Source organism: Verrucosispora sp. WMMD573, from assembly GCF_027497175.1.
In the GTDB taxonomy this organism is placed as follows: domain Bacteria; phylum Actinomycetota; class Actinomycetes; order Mycobacteriales; family Micromonosporaceae; genus Micromonospora.
Genome location: NZ_CP114901.1, coordinates 4823352 through 4836293, shown reverse-complemented (window position 1 = coordinate 4836293; position 12942 = coordinate 4823352). Strand labels below are relative to the sequence as shown.

Annotated in this window: 13 protein-coding genes; 9 read left to right on the top strand and 4 right to left on the bottom strand. The window is 69.4% G+C overall.

The features are described 5' to 3' along the window. Nucleotides 1–7: 7 nt before the first annotated feature. Genes O7601_RS22090 through O7601_RS22060 form a run of 7 tightly spaced genes read left to right on the top strand, consistent with a single transcriptional unit; the run spans nucleotide 8 to nucleotide 5629 of the window. The gene (locus tag O7601_RS22090; RefSeq protein WP_281562997.1) at nucleotides 8–667 is read left to right on the top strand and encodes a TylF/MycF/NovP-related O-methyltransferase; all 660 of its coding nucleotides are present in this window, start codon (nucleotides 8–10) and stop codon (nucleotides 665–667) included. After that, a complete protein-coding gene (locus O7601_RS22085) occupies nucleotides 664–1566 on the top strand; it encodes a protein kinase (protein WP_281562996.1) in 903 nt (300 codons plus the stop codon). Before O7601_RS22090 ends, O7601_RS22085 begins: the two co-directional genes overlap by 4 nt. Further along, on the top strand, nucleotides 1563–2498 hold the full coding sequence (locus O7601_RS22080; protein WP_281562995.1) for a hypothetical protein: 936 nt from the start codon (nucleotides 1563–1565) through the stop codon (nucleotides 2496–2498). The genes O7601_RS22085 and O7601_RS22080 overlap by 4 nt, the downstream gene beginning before the upstream one ends. Next, complete coding sequence (locus tag O7601_RS22075) at nucleotides 2495–3175, top strand: AAA family ATPase (protein ID WP_281562994.1); 681 nt, start codon at nucleotides 2495–2497, stop codon at nucleotides 3173–3175. The genes O7601_RS22080 and O7601_RS22075 overlap by 4 nt, the downstream gene beginning before the upstream one ends. Then, a complete protein-coding gene (locus O7601_RS22070; RefSeq protein WP_281562993.1) occupies nucleotides 3168–3620 on the top strand; it encodes an NUDIX domain-containing protein in 453 nt (150 codons plus the stop codon). The genes O7601_RS22075 and O7601_RS22070 overlap by 8 nt, the downstream gene beginning before the upstream one ends. Next, entirely contained in the window at nucleotides 3613–4707 is a 1095-nt protein-coding gene (locus O7601_RS22065; RefSeq protein WP_281562992.1) for an aminotransferase class I/II-fold pyridoxal phosphate-dependent enzyme, read from the top strand. Before O7601_RS22070 ends, O7601_RS22065 begins: the two co-directional genes overlap by 8 nt. Then, the gene (locus tag O7601_RS22060) at nucleotides 4694–5629 is read left to right on the top strand and encodes a DUF364 domain-containing protein (RefSeq protein WP_281562991.1); all 936 of its coding nucleotides are present in this window, start codon (nucleotides 4694–4696) and stop codon (nucleotides 5627–5629) included. The genes O7601_RS22065 and O7601_RS22060 overlap by 14 nt, the downstream gene beginning before the upstream one ends. A 101-nt stretch (nucleotides 5630–5730) precedes the next feature. On the opposite strand, the gene O7601_RS22055 is transcribed toward O7601_RS22060, so the two are convergent. The 4 genes from O7601_RS22055 to O7601_RS22040 all read right to left on the bottom strand — a co-directional run bounded on the left by O7601_RS22055 (nucleotide 5731) and on the right by O7601_RS22040 (nucleotide 10342). Then, a complete protein-coding gene (locus O7601_RS22055) occupies nucleotides 5731–6726 on the bottom strand; it encodes a sugar phosphate isomerase/epimerase (RefSeq protein ID WP_281562990.1) in 996 nt (331 codons plus the stop codon). 19 nt (nucleotides 6727–6745) lie between these two features. Continuing rightward, nucleotides 6746–8878: a PQQ-dependent sugar dehydrogenase gene (locus O7601_RS22050; protein WP_281562989.1), complete on the bottom strand. Its 2133-nt coding sequence runs from the start codon at nucleotides 8876–8878 to the stop codon at nucleotides 6746–6748. Between the two features lie 390 nt (nucleotides 8879–9268). Continuing rightward, nucleotides 9269–9847, bottom strand: coding sequence for a dihydrofolate reductase family protein (locus O7601_RS22045; protein ID WP_281562988.1), 579 nt, complete (start codon nucleotides 9845–9847; stop codon nucleotides 9269–9271). Between the two features lie 102 nt (nucleotides 9848–9949). Next, nucleotides 9950–10342, bottom strand: a complete 393-nt coding sequence (locus O7601_RS22040) for an MmcQ/YjbR family DNA-binding protein (RefSeq protein ID WP_281562987.1) — start codon at nucleotides 10340–10342, stop codon at nucleotides 9950–9952. A 134-nt stretch (nucleotides 10343–10476) separates the two neighbouring features. Between O7601_RS22040 and O7601_RS22035 the strand changes: the two genes are divergently transcribed. Next, nucleotides 10477–10860, top strand: coding sequence for a nucleotide pyrophosphohydrolase (locus tag O7601_RS22035; protein ID WP_281562986.1), 384 nt, complete (start codon nucleotides 10477–10479; stop codon nucleotides 10858–10860). Between the two features lie 120 nt (nucleotides 10861–10980). Continuing rightward, a complete protein-coding gene (locus O7601_RS22030) occupies nucleotides 10981–12921 on the top strand; it encodes a DUF2075 domain-containing protein (protein ID WP_281562985.1) in 1941 nt (646 codons plus the stop codon). Nucleotides 12922–12942 lie beyond the last annotated feature (21 nt).

Sequence of the window (12942 nt, the reverse complement as noted above, 5' to 3'; positions counted from 1 at the left end):
GAGTGCAATGGACGCACGTCTTGCCTACGAGCTAGCTGAGCTCAATGCCAACATGTCCGATGTCGAACGTCTCGTCACGCTGCACTGGGGCCTGTCCTCGGTGCTCCGGGCGAACGTCGCGGGCGACGTCGTGGAGGTCGGTTGCAACGCCGGCTACACCAGCGTCTGGCTCGCGACGACCATGCGGGCGCTCGCCCCGGAACGCGAACTCGTGCTGTTCGACAGCTTCGCCGGGATGCCGCCACCGGGGGAGTTGGACACCCACCTGCCGGAGGGCGAATGCCTGGCCTCGGCGGAGCAGGTGGAGCAGAACTTCCGCAGCAGGGACCTGCCGATGCCGCGCGTCGTCGCCGGCTGGTTCGACGAAACGCTCGCCGAACTGCCCCAGCGGATATGTTTCGGTTACCTCGACGGGGACCACTACCGCTCCATCCAGCTCAGCCTGGAACGGGTGTGGCCCCGCCTGGAGCCGGGCGGACTGCTCGTCATCGACGACTACTGCGACCTCAGCCGCAACGAGCGGGCCTGGGACGGGCTGCCCGGGGTGAAGAAGGCCTGTGACGAGTTCTTCGCCGGCACCGACCATGTGGTGGAGGTCGTTCCGGGCACCTCGGACCTGACCCTCGGTTACGTCTACAAGCCCACGTCGGACGGCGGACCCCGATGACGGTCGACACCACCGCGGCGGTGAACCTCGATTCCTTGGCCGGCATCTCGCCGACGCGCGTGTTCCGCCAGGTGCTTGAGACGAGCACGCGCTACACGTGCAGTTCGGTCGTCTCGTTCACCGGATGGAGCACCCTCCTGCTGGTCGAGCGGGCCGACCTGCCCGGCGTGAAGTTCGTCGCCAAGGGGCTGTTCGGCTACCACAGCGTCATCGCCGCCGCGCCGCCGCACCTACGGGCCGAGCTGCACGGCTACTACTGGTACCGCCAGTTGCCGGAGCGGGCACACCGGCAGGCGAGGGACCAGTTCGGCCAGGAGGCCGACCTCCTCTCCCGCCTGAGCGGCTCGCCGTACTTCCCCGACCTGGTCGAGATGGACCTCGGTGCCCCGGTGCCGTACTACGTGATGGAGCACCTGCCGCTCGGCTCGGTCCGTCACTGGCTCGGCGCGCACGGGGCACCGGACGCCGAGACCGCCATCGCCTTCGCGCGCCGGCTGTTGACCGGGATGACCGTCCTGCACGACATCGGCTACGTCCACCGGGACATCAACGCCGAGAACGTCCTCATGGCCGACGCAGGACCGGTCATCGCCGACCTCGGCTGCGCCCGCGCCCGCACCGCCACCGAGCCCCGCTCGCCGAAGTCGGCGCTGATCTCATGGCCACCGGAGTACGACGTGGGCTACCACGAGGCGGACATCACCAGCGATATCTACTGTTTCGGCATGGTCATGTACGAGTTGCTGACCGGCACCATGCCCCGCTACGGCGCACCGCCGCTGCCCAGCGTGGTGACCGGACACGACCCGCGCCTGATCGAGCTGGTCGAACGGTGCGTGCGGTGGGAGCCGGACCGCCGGCCACCCAACGCCACCGCCGCATTGGAGGCGCTCTCGTGACGACCCGGACGCTCGCCCCCCGACCGCAGACGACCGCCCCCGCCCACCCCGACGACCTGATGCGGCACATGTTCCTCGGCCGGTTGATCAGCCAACACACGATGATCTTCGAGCCGCTGGTGTACGCCGAACACCTGCGCGTCCTGGCCAAACTGGTCGACGACTACGTATTGACCCCGACCGGAGCCGGACAACTTGCCACGTACACGCCCGCGAACGTCGCTACCGTCTGCGTGGCCGCCGCCACCGGGGTGCCGGACGGTGGCTGGCCGGAGTTCGCCGCGAGCCTGCGAACCCACGAGGTCGTGGTGGGTGTCCGCCGCCACCAGCTCGTGGTCGGCTCGTCCGGCCCGGCGGACCTGCGAAACGTCCGGGAGGCGGTGGAGATCCTGGTCGACGGTGACCTGGGCGCGCTGGTGGAGCTGGGCACGGGCGGGCTGCTCCCCGCCGCCTCGCTGCCGCGCCCGCCGGGCCTGGCCGCCGGGCTGCTGCTGGCACCGGACCGAGCGTTCACGTCGGAGGCCTCCGCGCTGGAGCGCCTGCTGTACGAGATGATCGCCGCACCTGCCCGGATCTGGGCGGCGGTCGAGCCCTCCGTGTACGAGTGCCTTCGTCGCAGTCTCGGCGACGTCGGCGTCGACGATGTCTTCGTCGCCGGCTGTGTGGCCCAACTGCTCACCAGCGCCGACGAGCGGGGGCAGGACCTGGCCGCGCGGCTACCCGCGCTGGCCGCACTGGTGGAGACGGTCCGTTCGCCGCGGACCAGCGCCGCCCGTACCGTGGCCCTGGGGTTGAAGGAGGCGTCCCTCTTCGCCGAGCTGCTGTGCTGCTGGTGGCCGGGGACCGAGCGGTCGGTGCATCTGTTCACCTCCCGGCTCGACTACCTGACCCGGCACCCGGCCGGGCGTGCACCGCAGGAGCGTCAGCCGTGATCCCGGCGGGCCGGCAGGACCGGCGATTTCCGTTCATCGCGTTGGAGGGCACCGACGGCAGCGGGAAGTCGACGTTACGGATCAGCCTCGCGCGGGCCCTCCGGCAGGTCGCGTCGACGGTGACGGAGTTCGGCCAGCACAGCTGGCTCGACACCGACGCCGCTCGGCTCATCGTGGGCAATCGGATGGCCCGCAGCAACGGGGACGCCGACGCCGTCGTGGAGGCGTACCTGCGCGACAAGCGGCTGCACTTCGAGTTCAACATCAAGCCCGCCCTCGCCGTCGGTCCGGTCCTCACCGACCGGTACGTGCTCAGCGACATCGTCTACCACCACGTCCTGCACGGCGTACCGATGGAACGCATCAGCGCCACCATGACGGCGCTGCGGATGCCGACCCCCGACGTCATCGTCTTCGTGGACACCCCACCCGCGCTGGCCTGGACGCGCATCGGCACGCGCAACAAGGAGCTGCGTCCCTACGAGCGCCCGGACACCCTGGTCCAGCTGTACGACGCCTACGACCGCGCCATCCAGGCGAACCTCGTACCGACGCGCGTGCTGCGTTTCCGCAACGACGAGGAGTTGTCCGACAGCGCGACGCAGCGCCTGGTCGCCTCGCTGCTGTCACCGTTTCCGCAGTTGTCCCACGACCGAGAGGTGCATACAGATGTCTGAGGTCCGAGTCCGCGTCGCCGTCTATGTCGTGCGTGACACGCTCACCGGGCCGGAGCTGCTGGTGTTCGACCACCGAGACCAGCCCGAGGCGGGCACGCAGGTGCCCGCCGGGGGCATCGAGGCCGGCGAACCCCTTGAGGACGCGGTGCTGCGCGAGGTGGCCGAGGAGACCGGCGTCACCGCCGTCACGGTGCGGACGAGTCTCGGCGTGCAGCAACGACCGCACCCGCACACCGGCCAGCCGCGGGTCACCGTCTTCTACCACGCGAGCACGACGGAGCGTCGGGACCGCTGGTCCCACCAGGTCGCCGGCAGCAGCGGCACCGATGACGGCATGGTGTTCGAGTGTTTCTTCATCCCGGTGGAGAAGGCGCTGGACCTGCTGCCCGACCGACAGGACGAGTTCGTTGCGGCGTTGCTCCAACTCCTGCCCGAGAATGGGTAGCGCGGCCACGGGCCTGCGGGAGGCGCCCCGTCCGACGTCGCGGTCGGGTGACCTTTCGTCGGGCAACCCGGATCCGGACCTGCTCCTCTGGCGTCACGACCGCTGGCCCACCACCGTCGCGGCCAACCTGCTGCTCTACGGCACCCCCCGGATCGTCGATGCCCTGCTTGTCCCGGCCCAGGCGTACCTGGCCGGCCAGGGCGTCGCCAACGACCACCTGACGGCGCTGCCCGGTGGGCTCGAGGCTGTCGATCGGGCGTTGGCCACGCTGCTGCGTCCCGGGGACCGCGTGATCGTGGAGAGCCCCACCTACAACGGAGACCTTCCGCTGATCGCCGCGCTCGGCCTGGTGCCGGTGCCGGTACCCGTCGACGAGGAGGGGCTGCGACCGGAACCGTTCGACGCGGCGCTCCGGGACGCCGCCGGTGTGCTGTACCGCCCGCGCGCACAGAACCCCACTGGGGCAGCACTCACGTCCGGGCGCGGCAACATCCTGCGCGCCATCATCGAACGCTTCCCGAGCCTGCTCGTGATCGAAGAGGACCATGCGGGCGGGATCGCGGGCGCCGACTACCACTCCCTGATACCAGCCGGCCATCCACGATGGCTGCACGTCGCGTCGGTGTCCAAGTGGCTGGCCCCCGACCTCCGGTTCGCGTTGCTCTGTGGTGACCGGGAGTCGATCCGGCGGGTGGACCAGCGCAGGCTCCTGGGCGGTGGGTGGATCAGCCGGATGACCCAGCTCGCCGTGGCCGCCCACCTGGCCGACCCGGACCTCGCGGCCGACCTCGCCCGGGTGCGGGACGAGTACGGCAGACGCCGCCGACACGTGCTCGATCTGTTGGCCGAGCGGGGTCTGCGCGGATACGGGCGCACCGGACTGAACGTGTGGATCGAGGTGCCCGACGAGGCGGAGACCGTTTCCCGGCTGGCCAGGCGTGGCTGGCAGGTCGCCCCCGGGTCGCGATTCGCCGCACCGACACCGGCGATCCGGGTGACCGTGGCCGCGCTCGCTGTGGCGCAGGCCCAGCGGTTCGCCGACGATCTGTCGTCGGTCGCTCGGGGGGCCGGCCGTGTCGCTGATTGAGACCGCAATCCGCCACGAGTTGCGCAGGTGTCCGGGTCAGGGCCAGCGGTCGGTCGACGAGATTCTGACGGGCAGGTCCTTCGCAGCTGTCGTCCTCGATGACGGCAGCATCGGCACCGCCATGGACTACCAGGGTTACCACGGCGGCGGGCCACCGGGTGCGGTCGTGTGCCGGCGTGGCAGCCAGGTCACCGACTACCTCGGTACGTCGCCCGGCAGGTCGCTGCTGGACTGTGACCTAGTGCGTACGGCCCCAGCCGGGTTGGACCTGACCCGGCAGGCCGTCAAGATCGCGCTCTTCAGTGCGCTGTCCCGGCCCTGGTTCCGGCCGACCGCACTGGCGGAAGCGGGCCTGGGTCACGTGGTCGCGCCCTTTGACCAGGTGCACACCCACCAGGCGGGGTCGGCGGTGACGGAGGCGCTGACCCGGGCGGTGGGGAGCGCGGGCACGGTCGGGGTCATTGGCTTCGGCGGGCTGATGGAGCACCTGGCCGAGGTGGACGGGGTGGGTCGCGTGCTGGTGGCCGATCTGCACGACGCGCCACGAGCCGAGCGCGTCCGGTCCACTCTCGCCCGGTTCAACGCGAGGTTCGGTGAGGCGCGCCTCCAGCTGGTCGGCGATGACCTGCACCGGCTGGCCGACGAGTGCGAGATCGTCCAGATCACCCCATCGTCGCTCTGCAACGCGACGATGGACGAAGTCCTTCGTACGCTACGGGGGTTGCGGCTGATCGTCGTCGGGCCTAGCGGCGCGGTGCCACCCCCGGTGTGGCAGGCCCACGGAGCCGTCCTGGTCTGCACCGAGCTGAGGGACAGCCGTTTCGTCCGGGCGTACCACCACGACGATCATCTGTACGAATGGTACGTGGAATACGATCGGCGGCTCACCTACTGGGCGGAGGAACAGCGACCGACCGTGTGACCGGGCACTCCCGGTCGAGTCGCGCCGGGTTCCGCCCCGGTTGGTCGGGGCACCACCTCGACCGTGGCCGACGTGGTGCCCCGACTACCGCAGAGCGAGCGTCAGTACCGCAGGTTGCGCAGGTAGCGGTAGCCGACCTCGGCGGTCTGCTGGGGCGTCACGTCCGGAGTGTCGTTCTCCACGATGTACTCCAGCACCGGGTGCTTCCGGAAGATTCGCCTGAAATCGATCATCCCGGTGCCCAGGTCGGCCATGTCGCCGTCGGCGGCGTGCCGGTCCTTGACGTGGTACTGGAGCACCCGCTGCGGCGCGGCGCGGATGACGTCCAGGGTGAAGCCCTCGGGGTCGGTCGCACCGTCACCGGACTCGATGCCACCGGTGACCGCCCAGTAGATGTCGATCTCCAGGTGGACGAGCCGGGGGTCCAGTTCCTCGGTCAGCACGTCCCACGGGGTGCGACCGTTGCCGAGGTCGATGGTGAACTCGTGGGCGTGGTTGTGGTAGCCGTAACGCAGACCGGCGCGGGCCGCCGCGGCGGCCTCGACGTTCATCTGCTCCGCCCACCGCTTCCAGTCGTCGGCGTTCTCCGAGTAGAGGTACGGCACCACCATGAACTTCTGACCCAGCGTCACCGCGTTGCGGATCTTCTCCTGGAGCGCGGCGGGAGTTTCGCTGATCCCGTCGTGGCTGGACGTTGCCTTGATGCAGATGCTGTCCAGGAAGCGACGCAGCTGGGCGGCGTTGCGGCCGAAGTAGCCCAGCGCCAGCTCCACCTTGGGGTAGCCGATCCGGGCCAGGTGCCGCAGCGTGGCGTCGTAGCCCGGCTCGCCGTTCAGCGCGTCACGGACCGTCCACAACTGAATGCTGATCAGCCCCGGCGGCACCCGCCGCCGACCGGCGTGCCCGTGCCCGGGCCCATGTCCATGCCCGGGACCGTGCCCCGGGCCGTGCTTGGGACCGGCGGAGGCGGCCGTCGCGCCCACCCCCGCCGTGGCGAGGCCGACACCGGCCATCGCGGCCACCGAGCCGCGTAGCAGGCCCCGCCGGTCGAGGACGGAACGCCGCAGCGCGGCCATCCCGTCGTAGCCGTAACACATGATGACTCCTCTCGTGGGTCTACACGCCGGGTACGAGCACGACCTGGTCGGTCCCGGTCAGCGGCGGCAGCCCGTCGTCACCCGGGTCGGTGTAGGAGGCGACGAACACGGCGGACAGGTTGTCCGTCTCCGGGTCGTGCCCCGACGGGACAGTGGTCAGGATCGACCCGGTGCAGCCGTTCGCGGTGGTCTGCGGGTGGCCGTGGTCGTCGTGGCCGAGGATGTAGGTCACGCTGACCCGGGCACAGTCCACCGGCTGGTCGTCGGTCACCCGTACCTCGTACTGAATGGTGTCGCCGAAGGCGAAGGGTTGGCCCTCGACCGGTGCGACCAGCTCGACCACCGGCACCGCGTTGCCGACCACGACCCGCACCGACGCCGACGCCGAGCGTCCCTTCCGGTCGGTCACCTTGAGCGTCGCGTCGTAGCTGCCGTTCTCGCGGTAGGTGAACGTCGGGTTCGCCGACCGCGAGTCGACCCGGTCGTCGTCGTCCAGGTACCACTCGTAGCGCAGTCGGTCGCCGTCCGGATCGGTGGTGCCCTCGCTGGAGAACTCCACCGTCAGCGGGGCCAGACCCGCGGTCTGGCTGGCCGAGACCGCCGGAATCGGGCTGCGGTTGCCGTCCCGACCGATGAAGTCGATCCGGGCCACCTGCGCCTCCGGGTTCTCGCTGAAGAAACCGTCACCGTACTCAAGGACGTAGAGCGCACCGTCGGGGCCGAACTCCAGGTCCATCGGGTTGTCGAAGACGACCGAGGGCAGCACCGGCTCGATCCCGTCGAGCTTGCCGCGCCGGTCCAGCTGGAACGCCTTCACGTAGTCCCGGGTCCACTCGTAGAACAGCGGCTTGCCGTCGTAGTACGCCGGCCACGCCACCGGGTTGCGGCCCCGGGTGGTCGACCGGTCGAAGCGGTACGCGGGCCCGGCCATCGGGCCGATGCCGCCGGTGCCCAGCTCCGGGAACTCCGGAGAGACACCGTAGCTGTACCACACGTCCGGCTGCTGCGGCGCGGGCAGCTTCCGCAGCCCGGTGTTGTTCGGCGACTCGTTGACCGGCGCCGTGCAGTCGAACTCCGCACCGGACTCCTCGGTGGCGAAGTCGTAGTCCCGGTATGGCAGTTGCGGGGTGATGCAGTAGGGCCAGCCGTGATTACCGGCCTTACGCGCCACGAACCATTTGCCGTGACCCGCCGGTCCGCGCAGCGGGTCGGGCTGGCCGGCGTCGGGTGAGTAGTCGGCGACGTACAGGTCGTTGGTCTTGCGATCCAGTTCGATCCGGAACGGGTTGCGCAGACCCATCAGGTAGATCTCGGGGCGGGTGCCCCGGGTGCCGGGCTTGAACAGGTTGCCCTTGGGGATGGTGTACCTGCCGTCGGCGCCGACCCTGATCCGGAGGATCTTGCCGCGTAGGTCGTTGGTGTTGGCGCTGGTGCGCTGCGCGTCGTACGCCGGATTGCGGCCGGGCCGCTCGTCGATCGGGGCGTACCCGCCGGACTCGAACGGGTTCGTGTCGTCGCCGGTGGACAGGTACAGGTTGCCCTTGGCGTCGAAGACGATGTCCCCGCCGACGTGGCAGCAGATGCCCCGGTCCACCGGCACGTCGATGATCCGCTGCTCGGTGCGCAGGTCCAGGGTGTCCTTGACCAGCCGGAACCGGGACAGTCGGATGACGCCCTGGAATGGCGCGAGTTCCTCCTCGGAGCCCCAGGCGGGCGCGTCGCCCTCGTTGACGTCCGGTGTGGACGGGTCGTCGACCGGAGTGTCCATCGGCGGCGAGTAGTACAGGTAGACCCAGTTGTTGCCGCGTCGACCGAAGTTCGGGTCGACGGCGACGTTCTGCAGGCCCTCCTCGTCGTGCTGGTAGACGTCGAGGGTGGCGGCGATCGTGTTGCGGCCGGTGTCGGGGTTGTGCAGCCACACCACCCCGGCGCGGGTCACGTGCAGCACCCGGCCGTCGGGCAGCACGGCGAGGTCCATCGGCTCGCCGGGGCGGTCGTTGAGGGTGACCTTCTGGAAGGCCGTGTCAGGTGGGGGACTGGTGGTGCCGGGCGCGGCCGTGGGGTTGGTCGGCGCGGCCATCGAGCTGGCGGGCGGGGCGACGAGCGTGATGGTCGTCAGGCCCGCCACGGCGAGCGCGAATCGTCTCTTCAACTGCCTCTCCTATGTGTGAGGACGGGTCGGGCAGATCGGGACGTACGGGTTCTGGGCTTCTCCTCCGGGTGTCGGGCAGCACCGAGTGGCCCGCTGAATCGCCGGGGGGCGACGCGGGCGCGGGAACTGGGAGTTGGGGTAGAGGTGTCCGAGGGCCATCGGAAGTCACGATCGAGGCGCTGGCCCCGGCGGCGGTTCATCCCGTCGTAACATCCGGGCTGAAGTTAACAAAAGTGATGTCGATGTGTCTATGGCTTCTGCCGGATCCAGGCGAACTTTCGACTCTGGTAGCGAAAGCAACTTCCACGCAGGAGAAACCGCCCTCAGGCCGCCGGTGGGTCCCGGGGCCGGAGGGCGGTGAAGGTGGGATCGACGGCTCGGCGTGGCCCGTCAGGCGACCGGGCCGGCTTCGCGGGCGTTCCGGACCGCGTACCGGTGCATCGTCACACCCTGATCGAACGACGCCTGCTCGATCAGGTCCAACTCGACCGGTTCGTCGTGTGCGTCGAACAACGGCCGGCCGGTGCCGAGCACGACAGGGTGGGTGAAGAGCAGAAGCTCGTCGAGTAGCCGCGCCCGCAGCAGACCGGTCGCCAGGGTTGCGCCGCCGACTCCGATGTCGCCGTCGGTCTGCTCCCGCAGCCGTCCGAGCTGCTCGATCGCGTCGTCCCCGCCGATGACCCGGGTGTTGTGCCCGGCGCTGTCACGGGTGCGCGAGACCAGGACCTTGGGCATCGACGTCCAGATCTCGCCGTACTCACGCAGGAAAGCCGGCAGGGATTCGTCACCCCGTGCACCCGGCCAGAACGCCTCCATCGTCTCGTAGATGGTGCGGCCCTCGATCATGAGCGACATCGCCCGCGCCCGCGCGTTGAACTCCCGGTGCAACGACTCCCCGATGCGCATCCAGTCGCCGCCGCCCTGCTCATTCAGGGCGCGCTCGATCCGCAGATCGACAGACACGTTCATCCAGTACACGAACCGACCCGACACACTCTCTCCCAAGTGGTATTGATCTTCAACTGCTCTCGGCTCGACGCCGGGTGCCGCCGACACATGGCTACGGCACCGTCAGGGCGACGGCGGGGCCGCCGGAGGATGCCGTTCGTCGAGCTGGACGAGTAGGGTCCGCGGCGCGACCGTCCGGTAGCCGTCCTCGATGACCTCGGCCAGCTCGGCCTCGCCGATGCCCGTGTCGAGGCGTACGCCGACCCAACCGCGATGCCCCACGTAGGGCGGGCGAAAGTAGGTCTGCGGATTCTCCGCGATCAGCTCGGCGGCGGCACCCGGCGGGGCGGCACACCAGAGATGGGCGAAGTCGTCCTGGTGGTGGCCGTCCGGCCAGACGGTGGCGAACGACCTCCTGCCCCGGACGAACCAGGTCGGGGTGCCGTGACTCAGCCGCTCGCTGACCTCAGGAAGACGCAGGCACGCCCGCCGGACGATCGCCACCATGTCGGTCATCGCCCCACGCTATGGCACCGGTCCGACAGAACTCTGGAGCGCGCCGGAGGCCGGATCGCGACGCCGGGCACGGGTGGCACTCACCGGCCCGGTCGAAGTCGGCAGGTGAGCTGGCGGCGGTAGGGTTCGCCTCCGTGGAGAACGAACCGAACGACCCGAGGTTGGCGGACCTGGTGCACCGGCTGCGCCGGTTCGCCGATGAGCGGGACTGGCAGCGGTTCCATACGCCGAAGAACCTGGCGATGGCGCTCGCCGGTGAGGTGGGCGAGCTGTTGGCGGAGTTGCAGTGGCTCACACCGGAGGAATCCGCGCAGGTGATGGCCGATCCCGAGCACGGTGCCCGGGTGCGCGCCGAGATCGGCGACGTCATGATCTACCTTGCCCGCCTGAGCGACATCCTGGGCGTCGATCCGCTGGCCGCCGCCACCGACAAGTTGACCGAGGCGGCGCGGCGTTACCCAGTCGAGCGCTCGTACGGATCTGCGGCCAAGGCTCCTTCGGCCGACCGCACCGGCTAGCCACCAATCCCCGATCCGACTCGGTAAGGTGCTCAGAGCCAAGCGGTCCGACGGGCTTCCGGTGCACGGATATGCCCCCCATCCGCACGATCACATCGTGCTGCCTGGGGGCAAGTGCCAATGTCGGCGTTTCGGACGTCCGCCGCCAATCTGTTGCGTCTGGCCACTGACGGCACCCTCGCCGACCGCGTCGCCGAGCACCTGTGGTCGACCCGTCACGGCGTGAGCCCGGCAGAGCGGCGGTCCTGGATGAACAGCCTGCCGATGCTGGCACAGGATCTCGCCGACGCGGGCCTCGACCAGGTGGAGGTGCTGGTCGAGTACCAACTGCCCCTGACCAGCCGACGCATCGACGCGGTGCTCGTCGGCGTTGATCCCGGTAGCGGAGATGACTCCTACTTGGTCGTCGAGCTGAAGCAGTGGTCCTACGCCACCGCGTACGAGGAATCCGACACCCTGGTCGCGGTCGAGCATGCGCGTGGACCACTACTGCATCCCGGTGCGCAGGTCGCCGACTACTGCCAGTATCTCACCGACTTTCTCGGCATCCTGGGCCGCGAGCGGTATCCGCTACACGGGGCCGCCTACCTGCACAACGCCGCCGACCGTGACATCACCGATCTGCTCGACCGGCCAGTCACCGACCAGAGTCGGCTGTTCACCAGGCAGCGCCGTGGCCAGTGGCTCACTTATCTTCAGTCGCGGTTCGCGCCGAAATCCGGCGCGACCGCAGCCGATCGATTCCTCACCAGCACCGTCAAACCCAGTCGGCACCTGCTGCGGTACGCCGCGCAGGAACTCAAGGACCGGCCACAGTTCACCCTGATCGACGAGCAGCACGTGGCGTACGAATTGGTGCTGCACGCGGTCGAGCGGGCCCGGAAGGCAAACCGAAAGCGGGCAGTGGTGGTGGCCGGCGGACCGGGCAGCGGCAAGAGCGTCATCGCCCTGTCGGTGATGGGTGAACTGGCCCGTCAGGGTCGGACCGTGCTGCACGCCACCGGTTCGCGCGCGTTCACGCAGACACTGCGGCGCTACGCCGGTCGCGGTTCGACCCGGCTCCAGGGGATGTTCAAGTACTTCAACAGCTTCATGGACGCCGGGGCCAACGACATCGAGGTGCTGCTCTGCGACGAGGCACACCGGATCCGGGAAACCTCCGTCAACCGGTACACACCCAAGGCTCGGCGGGACCGGGCAAGGCCCCAGTTGGACGAACTGATTTCGACAGCGCGCGTCCCGGTCTTCCTGCTCGATGAGCATCAGGTGGTGAAACCGGGGGAGCTGGGAAACGTCGAGGTCATCTCGGCGTACGCCGAGAAGCTGGGCCTGGAGGTCGAGGTCGTCGCCCTGCACGACCAGTTCCGGTGTGGCGGCAGCGCGGCGTACGAGGACTGGGTGCTCACCTTGCTCGGCCTCGACGGCGATGGACCGACCGTGTGGGCCGGCGACGGACGGTTCGATCTGCGGCTGGCGGAGTCCCCCACGCAGATGGAGGCGTTCCTGCGGGCGCGTCAACGCCCGCCGGGCGCTGTCGGTGAGCCGGGACAGACGGCCCGGATGTCGGCCGGCTACTGCTGGCCGTGGAGCGACCCTCGACCCGACGGCACCCTGGTGCCGGACGTAGTGGTCGGCGAGTGGGCCCGACCCTGGAACGTCAAGAGCGATCGCAGCGTTGGTGATGCTCCCGGTAGCGCCTTCTGGGCCACCGATCCGAACGGCTTCGACCAGGTGGGCTGCGTCTACACCGCCCAGGGCTTCGAGTACGACTGGTCCGGCGTCATCATCGGCCCCGACCTGGTGGCACGCGACGGCCGACTGGTGACCCGGCGGGGCGAGTCGACAGACCCAGCATTGCGGAGCCGCAAAGCCGTGAGCGACGACGAGGCTGACCGGCTGATCCGCAACACCTACAAGGTGCTGCTGACCCGCGGTATGCGCGGGACGATCATCCACTCGGTCGACCCCGATACGCGCGAGTTCCTGGCCGGTCTGGTGAGACCGACCCGCACCGTCGAAGTCCACTATGAGCCGAGTGACGATGATCGGGGTGCCGGGTAACCGACTCCGTACCGCGTTACT